Source organism: Pseudonocardia sp. Cha107L01, from assembly GCF_052566575.1.
Genome location: NZ_CP199579.1, coordinates 9,705,747 through 9,723,903 on the forward strand (window position 1 = coordinate 9,705,747; position 18,157 = coordinate 9,723,903).

An 18,157-nucleotide genomic window follows, 5' to 3' on the forward strand; every position below is an offset into this window, starting at 1 on the left:
CTGCTCGTCGTGCGCCGAGCCCAGGTGCCCTCCATATCGCGGGCACCGCGTCGGGAACCGTGCGCGATCTGCACCGCGCGGTCGCCCCCGAGCGGGTCCGCACGGTGCGCACGCACGCCACCAGCGCAGACTACGAGATACATTTTAGTGCGCAGAATCAGCCAATTCCGCACGCCAACCCGCATGTCAACGCCCCGCGACCCGCCTCAAGATCCAGACATGAGCCAAGTCAGGTTACTGGCGGTCCGCCGGATGACGTCCCGGACGGACTGCGGATCCCGCGCGGTGGCCGTGTGGCGGACTCGCCGAGCCCAGGACGGCCATCAACCGGGGGGTTGACGCGATTACCGCGCGGCTGATCGGCATCGACGTGGCAGACTACCCGTCGTGCCATACCGTTCCGGGCTTCGATGCTGACCAACTGCGAATTGGAGCGTCTAGGAGTGTTGGTCGCTCAGATTGACTGGGGGACCGCCCCGGCGTGGGGCTCGGTCGTGGTTGCACTTGTCGCGGTCCTGTTCGCCGGTCTCGGCGCGAGAGCCGCCATTCGTGGAAATCGGAACCAGCAACGGCAAATCGAGATCCAGTCGGTCCAGTTGCGGAACCAGCAGAAGCAGCTAGCAGCTGTCGAGCAACGAGAACATCGCGAACACGCTTCTCGAATATCAGCCTGGCCAAGCGATATCACGCCGGGCGTTCGAGGTTCAAACATCACCATTCGCATTCGGAACACGGCCAGCGAGCCCATTACCAGCGTAGTTCTCTTCTATGTATTTATCCAAGGAGCGGCCCCCCGGACCGGCGAGGACCACGTCAGACTGATAGAGCCCGCGGGCCAGTGGCTGCCGGCGTACGTACCATTCGGCGCGATCCTTCCAGGGCAGTCGGAATTTACCTTTCAAGATGTCGAAACTGGCATCATGCAAGGGCGAGTGGGAGCCGAAATCGCATTCACCGATCGGGCTGGAACCTCGTGGATTAAGCGGGCCAACGGCACAATTCAGGAGATTAGCGACAATCCAGCTAAGCACTACGGGCTAGAGCTGCCCCTCGACTATAAGACGGCAAAGATACTCGACTGAGCTTCGTGCCCTCGCCCTAGCGGAGCCGCCGTACCAGCACGACACCCGCTAACGCCGGATCGTGACGTCCTTGGCGTTGAACGCCACCGAACGGCTCCGGTAATCCCAATCGGAGTCGAACAGCGTGTCCTACTCGAACTTGGACGTTCGCTCGACCTCGTACTCGTAGGCGGGGGAAACTCTCGACTTGGTGATTCGCGTCGGTGTAGTCGAAGTACCGGAGGATCACGATGGGGTCGAGCGTCCAGTGCCGGACTGACTCGTCCTGGCAGGCCTCCTCCCCCAACAGGTACGTATGCGCCGATAGAGGAACCATCACGGGCGTTCGTCATGCCATCGCTCGGGAGGCAGTTCTGGATCATGGTTGGACCGACCACATCGGTAAGCAATCGCGGCTCGCACGTCACTGGAGTACCGCTGCCGGTGTGGAGGATGCTGTGGTGGCCAGCTCTCGAATGTGGTCGCTGGTGTTCAGTACCCGGCGCACGGCCGCCCAAGCACCGTCGGTCCGCCACACGTCCAACCGGGATTTGCAGGTGTAGCGGGAGATGTCCAGGGTGGGTGGGATTTTGGCCCAGGAGCAGCCGAGCAGCTCGACACAGACGATTCCGGCCAGCACGGTTCTGTTGTCGCGGAACGCGCGTCCGCCACGGCGGTGGACACGATTGGGCGGCAGCATCGGGGCGAGGGTGTCCCACAGCTCGTCGGGGATGATCCGCTCGACGGTGACCGGTCCGGGCAGCCGCAGCGGCTTGGCGGTTGTGGTCTTGGCACTTCCGATGATGGTCTTGTTTGTGGTGAGCGGACGGGCTGGACGGATCTCGCCTCGCCCGAGGTTGGCCAGCATCCGGGCGACGTGTTCGACGTGCGGCGCGATCAACCTTGCCCAGGCCAGGGATTGTTCCGCGATCAGGTGTGTGATCGGAGGAACCAGCCGGCAGCCGCCGTCGCGGGATTCTGCGAACAGTTTCGCCGAGACGTAGCGCATCGGGCTGTTATTCGATAACAGCTCCAGCACAAACCGGTCCACGTCCGGACGCAGGATTTCCATCAGGTCCAGCGCGAGGGAATCCCTGTTCTGCGCGTCGGCGTGCAGGAACCCCATGGCGGGGTCAAGCCCTACTGTGAGGCACGCCAGTCGGCATTCGATCTCCGCGAGCCGGTAGGCGTAGTTCAGCAGGGCATTGATCGGATCGGCGGCGTGGCGGGCGTTGCCGGATGCAGTGTCAATAGGTGAGCTTCGCACCACGAACGTCGTCCAGTGCGCGGGCACGTCGGAGGCTTCGCGGGGGATGAATGGGACTATGACCCGCCCGATCCAGGCCTTCCAGTAGAGGGCGGCCGCCGGGCCTTCCTGTCCGCTGGCTGCCTGGACGGTGGCAGAGTCGGCTATCTGGCGGGCGTGGTCGCGGATCGCGGTGGCCGCGGCGTGGTTGCTCAGCAACCGGTCAGCTATGTCTGCCTGTCCGTTGAGCTTGCGGGCCAGCACGTACTTGATGATGTCCAGCCCTGTCCCCGCGTTCGGTCCGCCTTCGGCCGCGAATGCCTGCGCCCGGCGAAGGCGTGCGTCGTCGGGTTCGGGTGCTCCGGTGATGGTGACGAGCCGCCCGGTCTGGTCGACCTGTACCACGGTGATTCCAACGTCGGTGCACCAGCGGGCCGCATCCCAGGACAGGTAGCCGGTGTTGGCCAACACGATGATCCTGCGCACGGTCCGTTCTATGCGCGGGAGGATGCGGGTCCGGCGGTGCTGGCCAATGCCGTCCTCAATGGATAGGTGGCCGCGTTGCACGCGGAGGGTGACACCGTAGCCGTCGGCGACGAGGACGCGTGGGTCGCCGCTGACGCGGTTGTAGACGGTTGCTGTTGCCGAAGTAGTCTTATCTGGCACTAGGAACGCTCCTTAGTCGTTGGGTTCCTGGTGTGGCCCTGACCGGTGTCACAGCACCGGTCAGGGCGCATCTGTGTGATTCAGCCAAGTTCTCCGGTTTATGCGTTTGGTTGGTCTCGAATAAGTTCACCCAGCTTGGTCAGTAAGTCCTGCGCGCATTTATTCAGGTTCCATTCTACTATTTCTAAGCCGGCCAGGTTACGTGTTACCGGTAGCACGAGACCGGATGGTGCGTAGATTCCGAGACTACGGCGGGCCTCTTCCAGTAATCCAATACTAATTCGATCTTGTTTGATTCGTTGAGCGGCGATCAATCGGACGTTGATGGTATCGACCATCCTCTCGACGGTGAGAGAGGCCTCCGGTGGCCCGAGTACTCGTTCTATTCGGCTCAGGTCGGGCTCAAATACAGCCCGGATAGCCATTTCAAGGCCGGGGTCGGTATTGCCGGTGTTGGCGATCCTGGCGACGACATCGACCAACTCACGGCGTGCCGCGGCCGTCGCGTGGGGATGGTTGAGCGGAGGCAGCCAGGTGCGAGCGGTCGCGCGAGACGCGGCCAGGCCGGCACGGATATTGACCTGACCGGTCTTGTGGTCGCGGCCGAACCAGGTGCCCACTGCCCGGCGCGCCTGCCGCGTAGGTACGTAGTCGTCTCCCCAGTACAGCCAGAGATAGATCGGTACTTGCGCGAGCGCTCGCACCGATGCCGCCCGAGTGCGATGGTGTAGCAGCGTCAGGAACAGCCCTCGTTGGTTGGCCGAGTACAGCGCCTTGCGGGAGCCGTGCCGACCGGCCGGGCGTCTCGACGGCCGGTCGAGCAGTCCGAGATGGCCCCAGTCTCGTACTAGCCGCAGGCTCACGCTGTGCCCGGCGCCGCTCGCATCGGCGAGCAGGTCGTCGACGGTGCCCGGTTGGCCTTGGTGGCTGCTCATCGTGCTTCCTGCGGGGTTCGAAGGATCGTTCGGGCTTAGACGATACACCGGTTTGACCATCACCGATAGGTGTCCGCCGCCGGCCTATCCGCGCATACTGGGCACATGGATGAGAAAACGCCATCTGAAGGAACACCGCTGACCCGAAACCAGGTGGCGCGACGCTTGGGCCTCTCACCGGAACGGATCCGCCAGCTCAGCAACGCCGGGCGACTGCAGTGCACCCGCACACCGCTGGGTCGGCTCTACGACGAGGCCGAGGTGGAGCGTTTCGCGGCGTGCCGAGGACACACCACCACCGGCTCATCCACCGGCTAACCAACTGGCCAAGATCCACCAGAGCACACCGTTTACCCGCGCTGTGCGGGTCATTTCGATGTAAAGGAGCAACATCATGTCCGGTGATCCAATGCTGACGTTGATCGGGAATCTGACTGATGACCCCGAGACGCGGTACCTGTCGAGCGGTGCAGCGGTCGCGGTGTTCACCGTCGCGTCTACCCCGCGGCTGTTCGATCGGGAGTCTGGTGAATGGCGAGATGGGGAAACACTGTTCCAGTCCTGCCAGGTGTGGCGGGACCACGCCGAGAACGTCGTTCAATCGCTCACCAAGGGGACGCGGGTGATCGTGCATGGCCGGCTGCGGCAACGCTCGTTCGAGACCGACGAGGGCGAGCGGCGTCGGGTAACCGAGTTGGACGTCGACGAGGTCGGGCCGGCTTTACGGTTCGCCACGGTGAGCGTGCACCGCATCAGCCGCGAACGCACCAGCGCCCAGCCTGAAAGTGCCGGGGCACCGAGTGACCAGGCTATACAGCCGGGCAAGTCCAGTGATCGGAACGGCAAAGCTGGCAACAGGGCGGGCTCGGCCCGTCGGGTGCCGGCTGGGCGGAAGTGACGACCGATGTCCACTCAGCTGACCTTGATGCGGCAGATGAGTAGCGCGCTGGCTGCCGCACTGGCCGACCCCAACGCAGGCACGGATACCGAGCTGCACCATGTCTGGCTGTGGTTGGAGTGGCTGAGCGCGACGCTCACCGAATTAGAGCAATCCCACCAATCACCCGCAAGCGTGCGGTAGGCGTGAGGCGGGGGCACCCGCCACGCTGATGCGGGTGCCCCCGTTAGGAATAGCTGAAACATGTCTAGCATAGCACGTCGGTTTACGTCTGCGGCTCCATTCTCCGGTCCGGTCGCGGTGCTTATCCAGGCGCCGATTCGGGCGTCTTCCGGTCGCCCGTAATGGCTTCCATGCGGGTGATCATCACCAACGATGTGCTCTCAGTGGACGGCTTGCGCTGGAGTGACCGGTCCATGGTTGGTAGCCACTGGAACGCTGTAGGCCGTTACCTCGACACCGGTGATGCTGGTGCGTTGCAGGGCTTCGAAGGCGCCACGGTGGGCGGATACGACGGGATACCCGTGTTAGAGCTGGAAACCCGTCGCGATCCTATCGACGACTATGCACTCATTGGCGTATTCAATGTCGATTCAATTTACGAGAAGGAATGATACTGATGGACCGTATAAGGGCCCTCACATCTGACGGATTGGTCATAGTGCAGGGGTTGCACCCAGAAGAGCGGGTGACCGTGGCGCGGTATTGGAACGCGATCCGGTGCTATCTCAATGCTGGAGATGCTTGGGAGCTGAGCGGCTTCGTCGGCCTAGCGATCGGCGGATACGGCAGTGTGCCGTGCCTGGCGCTGGTCACCGACACCGACACCATTGATCACCTCGCGTTGGTCGGCGAGATCGACGTCGATCAGCTCGTCGACCACAACGGGCCGGACTTGGCAAGTGGGGTGGCGTCGTGAAAGGCACTTGTGTCGCCTGCGCGCGCCAGGACGCGCTGGAGGACCACCACGTGGCTGGGCGGGCCAACGACCCGCTCTCCGTGGACGCGTGTCTGGAGTGTCACCGCGACTACCTCACACCATGGCAGCGTGCGTCTGGCGTCGCGCTGCAGCACGGATCCGTGCGCACCGACGTCGACCGGCTCCGGGCGCTGGCGGTTGGGCTGTTCGACGTACTGGCGCTGTTCGCTCAACGCCACGCGTCGAGCATCCCTCGGGCGGCCGCCGACTCGGCCACACTGGCGGGTCGGGGCTGGTCCCGGTTGCTGGACCTGAGAGCACCGCCCGACCGGCCGGGCCGCTGGACCCCCAACCCTGGTGTGCCCCAATCACGTGCCGACGCGCTTCCAGCGAAGGCCTCGGGCGAGAAGGATCAGCTAGCCGCCGTGGGCGGGTTGACCCGCATGGCCGCGCAGGTCAACCCGCTCGACCAGACCGGGGCGGTCGAGGACGGCCCGCTCCATTCCCTGGTCACCGCCATCTCCGCTGACCCGACAGCATGCTTGGCCGGCATCGAGGCAGTGCTGACCGACCACCACACGTACGAGCGGGCCGACACGCTGCTCACCGCCGCCTTGGCCTCCATCGTCGACGCGGCCGACACGCTGCTCACGCTCGACGATCCAGTCACCGTGTCAGCCGACCCAGAGGGCGCGCTGGCCGAGGCCACGCGGGAACTACTGGGCTGTTCGGTCGCGCTGGCCGAGCTGCTGAGTGGCTGCCTGCCTCTCCTGAGCGAGGGGGCCGGGGCATGAGTACCGGGGATTGGCTGGCCGTGGCGGTGCGCGCCTGGACCGACACTCCACGCAAGAAGAGGAAGGGCGGCGCCGGCCGTCGGGGCACGGCGCACATCTTGGTCATCGATACAGAAACCAAGACCGATCTCAGCCAGGCCATGACGTTCGGCTGTTATCGCTACTGCCGAGTCGATATCGGGCCAGACGGGCAGGTCACGGTCACCACCGCCGCTGAGGGCTTGATCTATGCCGACGACCTGCCCCTGACCGACCCAGTCGGCTACGCGCTGCTGGTGGACTACGTGCGCACGGCGCGCGCCGATGTCGACCTGGGCTACCTGGGGTGCCAGCCGGACTGGCGGTTGGGGTTGTGCTCGCGTTCGGAGTTCGTCGAGGACTGGTTGCACCGGTGGGCCTACCGCGACTACGCCGGTCGGGGGTCGCGGAGAGAACCGGCCACTGTCGTGATGTTCAACACCCCGTTCGACCTGTCGCGGCTGGCCGGGCATGCCGGCCTGGCGCGTGGCACACAGTTCGCGGGCGGGTTCTCCTTCGCCCTGTGGACCGACGCCGAAGGCCAGCCGCTTGACTGGCGGCCAGCGGTGCGGGTGAAGCCGATCGACCCGAAACGCGCCTTCAAGGGTTTCTCGGCCATCGAATCACGCGCGCAGCAGCGTAAGAGAAAGAAGGGAACAGCGTTTCGCGGGCATTTTCTGGACTTACGTCAAATGGTCTTCGGGCTGACCAGCGAGGGACACCGTCTGGCGTCGGCGTGTAAGACCTTCGGCGTCACCGACGGCAAGGTGGCCGCAGAGGGGGGGCACGGCCGCATCACGAGGGAATATATTGATTACTGTCGGCGCGATGTGCAGGCAACTACCGAACTCTACGAAAAAGTTGCTCGCGAGTACCAGCGACATCCGATCGAATTGCAGGACACGAAGGTGTTTTCGCCCGCGTCCATCGCCAAGGCCTACTACCACGCGATGGGCATTACCCCGATCCTGGACCGCATACCGGAGTTTTCACCCGAGGTGCTTGGCCAAGCCATGTCAGCGTTTTATGGCGGCCGCGCCGAAGACCGTATCCGGCAGACCCCTATGCCGGTGGTGTTGTGTGATTGCACCAGCATGTATCCTACCGTCGACGCGCTCATGGGAATGTCGGAGCTGCTCATCGCTGAGACGATCGAGGTCGTCGACGCCACCGACGAGCTCGAAGCGTTGCTCGACCGGATCCGTCTCGACGACTGCTTTGACCCGGACGCGTGGCGCCAGTTCGTCGGCATCGTTCAAATCATGCCCGACGGCGACATTCTGCCGGTGCGCGCCCAATACGGCCCGCAGCCGGGTTGGAACATCGGGATCAACCCGCTGTTTGCGACCCAGCCGCTGTGGTACACGATCCCCGACGCGGTGGCCTCCACACTACTGACCCGACGAGCACCGCAGGTGTTGCGCGCGATTCGGTTCGTCCCATCCGGCGGGAAGCTGTCTTCTCTGAAGCCGACCCGGCTGCGGGGGCAAGTACGGGTCGATCCAAACAGTGACGATTTCTTCTCGGTTGTGGTATCCCAGCGCCAAAGCCTCAAGACCAGCGACTCAACGTTGGCCGCGTTTTTGAAGGTGCTCGCCAATGCCGGAAGCTATGGGGTGTTCGCTGAGATAATCCGGGAAGAACTCGGACGCGGCCGACACCAGGCTGCCACGGTCTACGGCGCACACAGTCACCGATGGACCAAGCGAGTCAATGCACCGGAACGCCCCGGTGAGTACTGCTTTCCCCCAATCGCCGCATGTATCACCGGGGCCGCCCGGCTGATGCTGGCCATGCTCGAACGCTGCGTCACCGACGCCGGTGGCTCGTGGGTGTTCGCCGATACCGACAGCATGGCCATCGTCGCCAACCGAGGGGGCACGCTGGTGCCCTGCCCCGGCGGACCGTACAAGCTGCCGGATGGCCGCGCCGCCGTACGCGCACTGACCTTCGAGCAGGTCGACGCCATCCGTGCGCGGTTTCAGGCGCTCAACCCCTACCAGCCAGGCGCCGTAGCCGACATTCTCAAGGAAGAATTTCGGGGTCACTGTTATGCGATCTCGGCGAAACGCTACGCCCTCTACCAACTGGACAACACCGGAACGCCGGTCATCGTCTCAACCGGCGACGACACCGACATCCCCGACGAACCGTTTATTGAGATCGACCGGGACAAGCACTCCCAGCACGGGCTCGGTCACCTACTCAACCCCACCAACCCGAGGTCGGATGATCAGGAGTGGATTCGCCAATTCTGGCACCTCATCGTCTCCCATGCCCACGGGGTCGAAGTCGACGAGCCAGAATGGCTCGACCGTCCCGCGCTAACCCAAATCAACGTGTCCTCACCCACCCTCTGGGCACCCTTCGCCGAATGGAACCAAGGCAAGACCTTCGCCCAGCAGATCAAACCCGCCAACTTCCTGCTGGTCGGCCACGTCGCCAAGCTCGGTCACCCACCCGGAGTCGACCCCCGCCGATTCCACTTGATCACCGCCTACGAGTCCGATCCCACCAAATGGGCTGACCTGCCCTGGCGCAACCTCTACGACCCCCACGGACCCACCTACCGTGCGACCACAGCCAGATGGAACTACCTAAACGACGATGGTGACGGTCTGGACCAGCCCGCTGATCTGGTCCAACTCAAAACCTATCGACAGGTGCTACACGACTACCTGCGCCACCCAGAGCACAAAGCGAACGGACCTGACGGCAGACCCTGCCGCTCCGACACCGTCGGCCTGCTCCAAAGGCGCGACGTGCATCTTGCCGTGTTGCACCACATCGGCAAAGAAGCCAACCGGCTCGACGACATCACCGCCGGGATCATCGGCAGCCAAGACCAAATCCTGACCGACTACACCAACGCCACCGACACAATCACCAGTCTGATCCTTCCTCCCCTGAGCGCCTACACCATAGGGGAACTGGCTGAACACACTGGCCTCAGTAAATCCCAAATCAAGAAAATTCGCACTGGAAAGACAGCACCGCGACCGCAGCCATTGCGCGCGCTTACGGAGCTAGCCGTTGATACCGTCCTCGCCGACCTCAACCAGCGGGGAGTTGATAATCCATACCAAAACATATGGCGTACCAACCTGTACGATGACTTCGAGTCGGTTCTCGGGTATTGGCGTGACCATCGCAACCACCGCCAACGAACGTGCCTGTGCGGCTGCGGAGTACCCATCGGGCGGCGACGAAAGTACGCCAGCGAAGCGTGCAGAAAACGCCACGCTCGCCGGATGACCACTCGCCGGAGCCGAACGCCAGCGGTATTCTCGTCACGTTAGCTCACTTTCGAAAATTTGACAGGAACAAGAAACACAAATGAATATTCCGAGTGTTCCCCCAATGGATGCACCACCACCGGAAGCACCAAAACCACGCGGTGAGACCTCACCACTAACCCTACTCCACGTGTCATCGATCTGGGGCATTGGACCGAAGCGTGCAAAAGCGTTGGAGGCTGCCGGGTACACACAATGCGAGCAACTCGTCGCCGAGGACGCACGCACGATCCTCGCCAACCTGCGTGGGGCCACACCAGACGCTTCTCACCGACTCAGCGTCTCCCAGGTAAGGCGCTGGCAAGAACACGCACACGCGCAGATTACCGGCAGCCCTGTAAACTTATCAGGGGCGACAGCATTTCCGGTACAAGAAGGCTACATCGCCCTTGACGCTGAATACACGCCGTCCCACATCTGGCTCATCGGCGCCAGAGTAGTCCGCCCTAATGGAGACCTGCGGTGCTTTTGGTGGAGCAACCCCGCCGGAGAAGCTGCGGTGCTCAAGGATTTGGCTAATTTTCTCGCCGCTCACTCCGACTTACCTATTATCACCTGGAACGGCCTGGGCGCAGACCTCCCCGCCCTGAGAAAGGCTGCCAACAGAGCGGGAGATCTACAAATCATCGCACAAGTCGAAGCGCGCCACATCGACCTCTTCCATTGGGCACAACAGAATCTGAGGCTCCCCATCCCAACGCTGAGCCTGAAAGAGGTAAGCCAATACTACGGCATGGTAGGTACCTCCAGCCTGACCGACGGCTTTGCGGCGGAGACTATCCACCTTCGCTACGAGCAAACCGGCGACCAACGATTGAAAGCCCAGCTTATCGTCTACAATAGCGACGACATCAATAAGCTATGCGCAACGGTCAATTATCTACGCGCAGCCGCGAGCGGACACCGCTACGGGCACTCCGAGGCTCCCCACGATGTCATCGAAAGCGTCTTAATCGAATGTGAGCCATCGAATCGCCCATGCATCCCCGATTACTTTGAACGCGCGTACAAGCGGATATTGACCAAGTTTGGGGCGCTACTACATACAGCAAGTAAAGCCCTCTAACGTGGGAGAAGCGGCCCGCTGGCTGCGCGCGCACATCCGAAGGAAGCGCGACCCGGACTGGTTACGGTCGAGGACAAGATCGTTCCCTGTCCGAGGTCGTGCGGGTCGCCTATGACCTACATCGGCGGGGGCATCATGGTGCGCTCGATCAAGGAGAGCATCCCGACCAGCGTCCGGCCGGATGCTGGCGGGCATCTTCGGCTCCCTGACAGCCTACGAGCGCCAACTGGTCCCGCCTACTCCGCCGGGGAGTCCGTGGCCGATCTGGCCCGCTCGTTCAAGCTCAGCCGGGCCACCGCCTACCGAGTGATCGGGTCAGCCGCCTGACCGTCACACCGGCGGGACGAGCCCCGCCAGCCACTCTTGGCCCTCACAGACCGGGCACCATCGGGTCTCCCACCCCCGTGCCTCACGGCCGTCGTGCGCGACAGCGGCCCGTGAGTGGGCGATCGCACCGTCACTGCAGCACAGCGGGCACACCGAGCGACAGCCGGTTGTGGTGGGCGGAAGGGGCACGCCTCGACTCTGCCCGTCGCGGACCGGAAGTGCCAGTGTTCCGCAGGCGTCAGAACTCCCTCAGCACCTCGAACCGCACCGTCCTCGGGAAGGTGCTTTCGGGCTCGACGTCGTCGCCCTGGTGGCGTAGTACCCACACGCCGCCGCTGTAGGACTTGAGGATGCCGCCCTCACCGGTGGTGAGATGGCCGACGATGGCCTGGTACTCGTTGGGGGTGTCGCACAGGATCGTCAGGTGGCCGGTCTCACCGTGCGCGGGTTCGCTGTAGTCGACCACGCTGAGGTGCAGCGGTGGCCTCTCGTCGGACGCGCTCAGCAGGAGCATCAGCTCGCGGGGTGAGCCTGGCGGAATCGGTGTCTCGGTCACCTCGAACGTGACAGTCGCGGGGAATGTTGTCGGTGGCGCCGGGTCCGGGTCGGTGAGCTGAAGCTTGTGGGGCTTGCCGTCCGTCGGGGTGTAGAGCAACGCGTCGGAGTTCAAATACGCGACGACGCCCTTGAAGTCGGACAGCGACGGGATGGTGGCCCGGAAGTGCCCGTGCCCATCGGGTCCGATGTCGAGGTGACCGCCGCTCAGGCTGATGCCGCTGCTCATGGCGACTCATTGTTACCGAGTACGGACCGCATGACTGCGCGGGTCAATGGAACGGCGCCCGGTTACCGACGACGCGCGGCCTGACGGCCACGGACCGCGACCGCGACTGCGGACCGACAACCCACTCGGTTTACCGTGATCGTTCATGACCACGAGTCAACCGGCCCAACCCGCCCCACAGCCCCTCTCCCCGCCTCACGGAGAGTGGCTGAGCCTGATCAGATACCAGGCGCGGCACGCGGAGGAGCAGAGCCGGGCGCCGCTACCGCTGGCGACGCTGGCGCTCAACGGCTTCCAGGACGCGGTGGAGTCGGTGCTCAACCTCACCGCCGAGCACAACAACATCACGCGGAGAAACAAGTCCGACTTCGACAAGCTGTTCGACGACGTGGCGGGCAAATTCCCTGACCTCGCGCAGTACCGGGCTCCCCTGCTCGCGCTGAACTCCGCACGGGTCGGCTTCAAGCATTACGGCAACGAGACGGGCAAGAACACCATCGAGAGGCACCGTGGCACGGCAATGGGCTTCCTGGCCGACGCTTCGCGCATCGGGCTCGATCAGGACTTCGAGTCGATCAGCATGACGGCTTTCGTGCGCGACGGCGAGGCCCGCGAGCACCTGGAGGCGGCGTCCGCGAGGTGGCGCGAGGGCAATGCCGACAAGGCGGCGGAGGAGCTACGCCTCGCCTTCGATCGGCTGATCCGCGACTACGAGCAGCGCAAGGTCAAGTACGAGGGCACGAGCCTGTTCAGGACGGAGCCGCCGTCCCGGCCGAGCGAGCTCGACCCCAGCAGGAGCACGGCCGGCAAGTACCTGGTCGAGTGGCTCACTGCACTCGATGAGCGACAGAAGCTGCTCGCCTTCGGCGTCGACCTTCGCGCATACGCGCTTTTCGACGCACACACCCCCACCCCCTACTACCCAATCACCCTCGACGGGCGGCCACCCCAGGTGAACTTCTCTCGGGGACCGAACACGGACACCCTGACCGAAGAGACGTTCAGGCGCTGCTATCGGTTCGTGCTGGAAACCGCGCTCGTCCTCGGCGCCGAGGACTACGACTTCGATGGGAACGCGCATCGTCGCGGCGGATCACCGTCCGTCTGAGTGCACCAACCACAGTGCTACACACCGTCACCGAGGCTGGCCCTCACCCGGCGGGCCAACAATGCCCTGCCTGGCTACACACCGTCACCGTAGCCAGCGCTCACACCGAGCCGCATTCGCGCACCTGGCAGGCCTCCCCATCCCGCTACACACGGTGACAGCCAACCGGCGGCAGAGGTCGTTGTCACGCTCTGTACTCGCCCGCCGCGCCCCGGTCTCGCCCGCTACCCAGCGTGCCTACGCGCGCCTGTGCTACGCAACGTGACGGTGTCCGGGTTGGGCTCATTTGATCAAGCCTTATCCCCTAACCCCCCCTGTGCACAACCCGCCCCCCTGTGCACAAGTCCTCCTCACACAGCCCGTCTGTCGCTCACACAGCGGCCCAGGCCGCTGTGTCGAGCCGCTGGAGCTGTGTGGGCTGCGGGAACCCGCGGGCTAGAGGCGGACGTAGAGGCGGAGGGTTACGTAGCCGGTGATGGACGCGATGCCGATGCCCAGCAGGAACAGCCACGGGGACACCGACAGGATGTCCCCGTACTGGATCACCGGGATGACACCGTCGCCGAAGCCGTTGCTGATCGCCGAGTCCAGGAACAGCGCCTTGCCGACCAGCAGGCTGCCGACCGCCAGCGCGGTACCGACCACGCCGGTCACCGCCGCCTCCAGCAGGAACGGCAGCTGGGTGTACCACCGGGTCGCGCCGACCAGCCGCATCACGCCGACCTCGGTACGCCGGTTGTACGCCGACAGCTGCACCATGTTCGAGATCAGCAGGGCGGCGGCCAGCACCTCGATCAGGGCCAGCGTGAACACCACGTCCCGGATCGTGCGCAGGAAGCTGAACAGTCGCTCCACCACGTCGCGCTGATCGGTGATCCTGGCGACACCGACCTTGCCCTGCAGCAGGGCGCGCAGCGCGTCGGTCTGGTTCGGGTCCACCAGCTTGACCCGCAGCGACGCGGGCAGCCCCTGCGGGCGGGCCAGGCCGGCCAGCGTCTGTCCCTGGAACAGCCGCTCGAAGCGGGCGTAGGCCTGCTGCTGGTTCTCGAAGTTCACCGACTGCACCAGCGGCGAGCCCTTGAGCTGGTCGCGCAACCCGGCACAGATGGGCTGCGAGCAGTCCTGGTCGCGGGTGGAGACGTCCAGGGTCATCGACACGACCACCTCGAGCCGGTCGCCGTAGAGCTGCTCGGTCTGGTCGATGGTGTGCACCGCCAGCAACCCGGTACCGAGCAGGCCCAGCGAGATCGCGGTCGTCAGGATCATCGCCACGGTCATCGTCACGTTGCGGCGCAGGCCGGTGACGACCTCACGGAACACGAAGTTGAAGCGCATCAGGCCTTCTCGGGGAGCGGGCGGGGAGCGGGCTGGGCGCAGGTCGGGCCGGGTTCAGCGGCCGACGCCGTAGACACCCCTGGTCTCGTCGCGGATCACTCGGCCGAGGTCCAGCTCGACCACCCGGCGGCGCATCGAGTCGACGATCGAGTGGTCGTGGGTAGCCATCAGGACGGTGGTCCCGGTGCGGTTGATCCGTTCCAGCAGCAACATGATGTCCTGGCTGGTGTCCGGGTCCAGGTTGCCGGTGGGCTCATCGGCCAGCAGCACCAGCGGCCGGTTCACGAACGCCCTGGCCACCGCGACGCGCTGCTGCTCGCCACCGGACAGCTCGTTCGGCATCCGGTTGGCCTTGCCCTGCAGCCCCACCAGCTCGAGCACCTCCGGCACCACCTTCTGGATGGTGCGCGGCTGCTTGCCGATCACTTCCAGGGCGAAGGCCACGTTCTCCGCGACCGACTTGTTCTGCAGCAGCCGGAAGTCCTGGAACACGCAGCCCACCCGCTGGCGCAGCCGGGGCACCTTGCGCCGGGGCAGCTTGGCCACATTCCAGTCCGCGACGAAGACATCGCCCTTGGTGGGCACGTCCTCGCGCAGCAGCAGGCGCAGGAACGTCGACTTGCCAGAACCGGACGGCCCGATCAGGAAGACGAACTCGCCCTTGCCGACGTCCACCGTGACCTGATCCAACGCTGGGCGGGTCGACGTCCGGTAGGACTTGGACACTTTCTCCAGCCGAATCACGGGGCCAGAGGTTACTCGCCCCGGGTGGGCCGACCGGCCGCCGACCCGCCGCGCAACGGTGTAGTGCGCTCAGACGCGCTGGGTTTGCTGCTGGCGGCGCCACCGGATGCCGGCCTCGATGAAGCCGTCGATCTCGCCGTCCAGCACCGCGGCCGGGTTGCCCACCTCGAAGTCCGTGCGCAGGTCCTTGACCATCTGGTAGGGATGCAGCACGTAGGAGCGCATCTGGTTGCCCCAGCTGGAGCCGGTGTCCTTGAGCGCGTCCATCTTGGCCTGCTCCTCGTGCCGGCGCCGCTCCAGCAGCTTGGCCTGCAGCACCATCATCGCGCTGGCCTTGTTCTGCAGCTGGGAGCGCTCGTTCTGGCACGACACCACGATGCCGGTCGGCAGGTGGGTCAGCCGGACCGCCGAGTCGGTGGTGTTCACGCCCTGGCCGCCGGGGCCCGAGGAGCGGTAGACGTCGACCCGCAGCTCCTTCTCGTCGATCTCCACGTGGTCGGTGGACTCCACCACGGGCACCACCTCGACCCCGGCGAACGAGGTCTGGCGACGCCCCTGGTTGTCGAACGGGGAGATGCGGACCAGCCGGTGGGTGCCCTGCTCGACGGACAGCGTGCCGTAGCCGAACGGGGCGTGTACCGCGAAGGTGGCCGACTTGATGCCCGCCTCCTCGGCGTAGGAGGTGTCGTAGACGTCGACCGCGTACTCGTGGCGCTCCGCCCAGCGCAGGTACATCCGCATCAGCATCTCGGCGAAGTCGGCCGCGTCCACCCCGCCCGCCTCGGAACGGATGGTGACCAGCGCGTCCCGGGGGTCGTACTCGCCGGAGAGCAGGGTGCGGACCTCCAGCGAGCCGATGTCCTTACGCAGCCGCATGCGCTCGGCGTCGGCGTCGGCCAGTGCCTGCTCGCCCTCGGCGCCATCGGTCTCGGCCGCCAGCTCGTAGAGCACCGGCAGGTCGTCCAGGCGGTGCCGGATGTCGTCGAGCTGGCGCAGCTGGGCCTGTGCGCGGGACAGCTTGCTGGTGACCGCCTGGGCCCGTTCCTGGTCGTTCCACAGGTCGGGCTGGCCGGCCTCCTCGGAGAGCTCCTCGACGACGGCCCGCAGCTTGGGCAGGTCCAGCACCGCCTCGATACTTTCGAGGGTGCCGTCCAAATTCTTGATCTCTGCCGGAATGTCGAGGTTCACAACGACCCAGGGTACGACCCCCGGCGCCCCCACTGTCGACCCCGTCGGCCCATCCCGCTACCCGATCGGCCCATTCGGCCGCTCTCAGCCTGCCGGCACAGCGTCGATCAGCCGGTCGGCACGGTGTCCAGCAGCGCCAGTACGGCCCGGTTGTGCGCGACCGCGAAGTCGGCGACGGCCCGCGCGTACGGCGTCGCGGTCGGCGACGAGTCAGCGGACTTGACGGCCTCCTCGGCGCGCACCAGCCGTTCGGCGTAGACCAGCCGCCCCCGGTCCACCAGCGCGCCCCGCTGCCGCACGGTGAGCGAACCGGCGTGCAGGATCCGCAGGATCAGCGGGCTGCGGAGCTGGTCGGAGCCCTCGCCGGTGGTCAGCCAGGACTTGAACGCGCGCCGCCCGGCCGGCGTGAGCACGTACTGCTGCGACGCCCTCGGACCGCGCACACCCAGGCGCAGCAGCCCGGACTCGGCCAACCCCGGCAGCTCCCGGTACACCTGGCTGCGGGTCACCGAGAAGAACGCTCCGTAGCGCTCCTCGGCAGCCGCAACCAACTGGCCCCCGGTCATCGGTCCGGCGTGCAGCAGGCCCAGCAGTGCGGCGGCCGTGGCGTTCACAGCATTCACCTCGGTCACACCGCCACCGTGCCACGGTGCGTCCGCGGCTGTCCACAGTGCCCCGGACGAGCCGCCACCCGCTCAGATGAGTGGTATGCACCGCGTTTTATACTCCGGCACAGCGCGGGGGCGTGACGCTGGACGGACGCCGGACGGACGAGGAGCGGATCGCCCATGGCCGGATTCCTGGCCCGCAGGTTGGTGAACTACCTCGCGCTCTTGCTGATCGCCACCTTCTTCGCGTTCGCGCTCGCCTCCGCCACCTTCCGGCCACTGGATGCGCTCGCCCAACGCCAGCCGCCGCCGCCGGCCAGCACCATCGAGGCCAAGCGGGTCGAGCTGCACCTGGACAAGCCCATCCCGCAGCGGTTCGCCATCTGGGCCGAGGGGGTGGTGCTGCACGGCGACTTCGGCAAGACCGTGGCCGACGCGCCGATCAACGACGAGCTGTGGCGCCGGGCCGGGATCAGCCTGCGGCTCTTCCTGGCCGGCACGGTGATCGGGGTGATCGCCGGTGTGCTGCTCGGGGTGACCGCGGCGATCAAGCAGTACAAGATCTTCGACCACGTCACCACGCTGTTCTCCTTCCTGATCCTGTCCACCCCGGTCTTCGTCATCGGCACCCTGCTGAAGGTGCTGTGGCTCCCGGTGAACCAGGCCGCCGGCACCCAGATCCTCTACTTCAACGGTGAGTCCACCGCGGGTTTCTCCGGCGGCACCTGGGACCTGCTGGTGGACCGGCTGCAACACCTGGTGCTGCCGACCGTGGCGATCGCCATCGGGCTGGCCGCCGTCTACAGCCGCTACCAGCGCAGCGCGATGCTCGACGTGCTGGGCAGCGACTTCCTGCGTACCGCGCAGGCCAAGGGGTTGACCAGGAGAAAGGCCCTGTTCACCCACGGGCTGCGGACCGCGCTGATCCCGATGGCGACCCTGTTCGCGTTCGGCTTCGGGCTGCTGATCACCGGCGGGGTGTTCACCGAGCGGATCTTCGGCTGGTTCGGCATGGGCGACTGGCTGATCGTCGGTGTGCAGAACCAGGACGCCAACATCATCGCCACCGTGACGCTGTTCATCGCGGTACTGGTGCTGTTCTCCGGATGGCTCTCCGACGTGGTCTACGCCGCGTTGGACCCACGAGTGCGGGTCGGGTGATCG

General features: G+C 65.2%; 19 protein-coding genes. 12 read left to right on the forward strand and 7 right to left on the reverse strand.

The annotated features are described in order from the left end of the window. Positions 1-410 precede the first annotated feature (410 nt). Positions 411-1,082: a hypothetical protein gene (locus tag ACTXG6_RS45760; RefSeq protein WP_445185546.1), complete on the forward strand. Its 672-nt coding sequence runs from the start codon at positions 411-413 to the stop codon at positions 1,080-1,082. 403 nt (positions 1,083-1,485) lie between these two features. Here the strand turns inward: ACTXG6_RS45760 and cas1 are convergent, their stop codons facing one another. Both cas1 and ACTXG6_RS45770 read right to left on the reverse strand, forming a co-directional pair. Then, positions 1,486-2,973, reverse strand: a complete 1,488-nt coding sequence (cas1, locus tag ACTXG6_RS45765) for a CRISPR-associated endonuclease Cas1 (protein WP_445185547.1) — start codon at positions 2,971-2,973, stop codon at positions 1,486-1,488. A gap of 98 nt (positions 2,974-3,071) precedes the next feature. Further along, positions 3,072-3,908, reverse strand: a complete 837-nt coding sequence (locus ACTXG6_RS45770; protein ID WP_445185548.1) for a hypothetical protein — start codon at positions 3,906-3,908, stop codon at positions 3,072-3,074. A gap of 105 nt (positions 3,909-4,013) precedes the next feature. Here ACTXG6_RS45770 and ACTXG6_RS45775 point away from each other — a divergent pair, with 105 nt between their 5' ends. The 9 genes from ACTXG6_RS45775 (at position 4,014) to ACTXG6_RS45815 (ending at position 11,226) form a co-directional block, all read left to right on the forward strand. Further along, entirely contained in the window at positions 4,014-4,226 is a 213-nt protein-coding gene (locus tag ACTXG6_RS45775; protein ID WP_445185549.1) for a MerR family transcriptional regulator, read from the forward strand. Between the two features lie 76 nt (positions 4,227-4,302). Next, positions 4,303-4,806 carry a single-stranded DNA-binding protein gene (gene ssb, locus ACTXG6_RS45780; RefSeq protein WP_445185550.1) on the forward strand — a complete coding sequence of 168 codons (504 nt, stop codon included), beginning with the start codon at positions 4,303-4,305 and terminating at the stop codon, positions 4,804-4,806. A gap of 6 nt (positions 4,807-4,812) precedes the next feature. Beyond that, entirely contained in the window at positions 4,813-4,989 is a 177-nt protein-coding gene (locus ACTXG6_RS45785) for a hypothetical protein (protein WP_445185551.1), read from the forward strand. Positions 4,990-5,159: 170 nt separating this feature from the next. Next, a complete protein-coding gene (locus tag ACTXG6_RS45790; RefSeq protein WP_445185552.1) occupies positions 5,160-5,420 on the forward strand; it encodes a hypothetical protein in 261 nt (86 codons plus the stop codon). Between the two features lie 74 nt (positions 5,421-5,494). Further along, complete coding sequence (locus ACTXG6_RS45795; RefSeq protein ID WP_445185553.1) at positions 5,495-5,725, forward strand: hypothetical protein; 231 nt, start codon at positions 5,495-5,497, stop codon at positions 5,723-5,725. Continuing rightward, a complete protein-coding gene (locus ACTXG6_RS45800) occupies positions 5,722-6,519 on the forward strand; it encodes a hypothetical protein (RefSeq protein ID WP_445185554.1) in 798 nt (265 codons plus the stop codon). The genes ACTXG6_RS45795 and ACTXG6_RS45800 overlap by 4 nt, the downstream gene beginning before the upstream one ends. Further along, positions 6,516-9,836 carry a helix-turn-helix domain-containing protein gene (locus tag ACTXG6_RS45805; RefSeq protein WP_445185555.1) on the forward strand — a complete coding sequence of 1,107 codons (3,321 nt, stop codon included), beginning with the start codon at positions 6,516-6,518 and terminating at the stop codon, positions 9,834-9,836. Before ACTXG6_RS45800 ends, ACTXG6_RS45805 begins: the two co-directional genes overlap by 4 nt. 37 nt (positions 9,837-9,873) lie before the next feature. Then, positions 9,874-10,899: a ribonuclease H-like domain-containing protein gene (locus ACTXG6_RS45810; RefSeq protein WP_445185556.1), complete on the forward strand. Its 1,026-nt coding sequence runs from the start codon at positions 9,874-9,876 to the stop codon at positions 10,897-10,899. Between the two features lie 111 nt (positions 10,900-11,010). Next, the gene (locus ACTXG6_RS45815) at positions 11,011-11,226 is read left to right on the forward strand and encodes a hypothetical protein (RefSeq protein ID WP_445185557.1); all 216 of its coding nucleotides are present in this window, start codon (positions 11,011-11,013) and stop codon (positions 11,224-11,226) included. A 238-nt stretch (positions 11,227-11,464) separates the two neighbouring features. On the opposite strand, the gene ACTXG6_RS45820 is transcribed toward ACTXG6_RS45815, so the two are convergent. Beyond that, positions 11,465-12,010: a hypothetical protein gene (locus ACTXG6_RS45820; RefSeq protein ID WP_445185558.1), complete on the reverse strand. Its 546-nt coding sequence runs from the start codon at positions 12,008-12,010 to the stop codon at positions 11,465-11,467. A gap of 313 nt (positions 12,011-12,323) precedes the next feature. Here ACTXG6_RS45820 and ACTXG6_RS45825 point away from each other — a divergent pair, with 313 nt between their 5' ends. Then, a complete protein-coding gene (locus ACTXG6_RS45825; RefSeq protein WP_445185559.1) occupies positions 12,324-13,118 on the forward strand; it encodes a hypothetical protein in 795 nt (264 codons plus the stop codon). 435 nt (positions 13,119-13,553) lie between these two features. Here the strand turns inward: ACTXG6_RS45825 and ftsX are convergent, their stop codons facing one another. From ftsX to ACTXG6_RS45845, 4 genes are all read right to left on the reverse strand, one after another. Continuing rightward, a complete protein-coding gene (ftsX, locus tag ACTXG6_RS45830; RefSeq protein ID WP_445185560.1) occupies positions 13,554-14,453 on the reverse strand; it encodes a permease-like cell division protein FtsX in 900 nt (299 codons plus the stop codon). A 54-nt stretch (positions 14,454-14,507) separates the two neighbouring features. Then, positions 14,508-15,197, reverse strand: coding sequence for a cell division ATP-binding protein FtsE (gene ftsE / locus ACTXG6_RS45835; RefSeq protein ID WP_445185561.1), 690 nt, complete (start codon positions 15,195-15,197; stop codon positions 14,508-14,510). Between the two features lie 69 nt (positions 15,198-15,266). Next, positions 15,267-16,385, reverse strand: coding sequence for a peptide chain release factor 2 (gene prfB, locus ACTXG6_RS45840; RefSeq protein WP_445185562.1), 1,119 nt, complete (start codon positions 16,383-16,385; stop codon positions 15,267-15,269). A 107-nt stretch (positions 16,386-16,492) separates the two neighbouring features. After that, on the reverse strand, positions 16,493-17,008 hold the full coding sequence (locus ACTXG6_RS45845; protein WP_445190298.1) for a PadR family transcriptional regulator: 516 nt from the start codon (positions 17,006-17,008) through the stop codon (positions 16,493-16,495). Positions 17,009-17,173: 165 nt separating this feature from the next. Here ACTXG6_RS45845 and ACTXG6_RS45850 point away from each other — a divergent pair, with 165 nt between their 5' ends. Continuing rightward, entirely contained in the window at positions 17,174-18,154 is a 981-nt protein-coding gene (locus ACTXG6_RS45850) for an ABC transporter permease (protein WP_445185563.1), read from the forward strand. Positions 18,155-18,157: the final 3 nt, after the last annotated feature.

Coding starts and splice junctions, on each gene's coding strand:
- ACTXG6_RS45785 (WP_445185551.1), top strand. CDS start 4,813: ATGTCCACTCAGCTGACCTTGATGCGGCAGATGAGTAGCGCGCTGGCT.
- ACTXG6_RS45775 (WP_445185549.1), top strand. CDS start 4,014: ATGGATGAGAAAACGCCATCTGAAGGAACACCGCTGACCCGAAACCAG.
- ACTXG6_RS45820 (WP_445185558.1), bottom strand. CDS start 12,010: ATGAGCAGCGGCATCAGCCTGAGCGGCGGTCACCTCGACATCGGACCC.
- ACTXG6_RS45850 (WP_445185563.1), top strand. CDS start 17,174: ATGGCCGGATTCCTGGCCCGCAGGTTGGTGAACTACCTCGCGCTCTTG.
- ssb (WP_445185550.1), top strand. CDS start 4,303: ATGTCCGGTGATCCAATGCTGACGTTGATCGGGAATCTGACTGATGAC.
- ACTXG6_RS45810 (WP_445185556.1), top strand. CDS start 9,874: ATGAATATTCCGAGTGTTCCCCCAATGGATGCACCACCACCGGAAGCA.
- ACTXG6_RS45815 (WP_445185557.1), top strand. CDS start 11,011: ATGACCTACATCGGCGGGGGCATCATGGTGCGCTCGATCAAGGAGAGC.
- ACTXG6_RS45790 (WP_445185552.1), top strand. CDS start 5,160: ATGCGGGTGATCATCACCAACGATGTGCTCTCAGTGGACGGCTTGCGC.
- ftsX (WP_445185560.1), bottom strand. CDS start 14,453: ATGCGCTTCAACTTCGTGTTCCGTGAGGTCGTCACCGGCCTGCGCCGC.
- ACTXG6_RS45760 (WP_445185546.1), top strand. CDS start 411: ATGCTGACCAACTGCGAATTGGAGCGTCTAGGAGTGTTGGTCGCTCAG.
- ACTXG6_RS45770 (WP_445185548.1), bottom strand. CDS start 3,908: ATGAGCAGCCACCAAGGCCAACCGGGCACCGTCGACGACCTGCTCGCC.
- ACTXG6_RS45805 (WP_445185555.1), top strand. CDS start 6,516: ATGAGTACCGGGGATTGGCTGGCCGTGGCGGTGCGCGCCTGGACCGAC.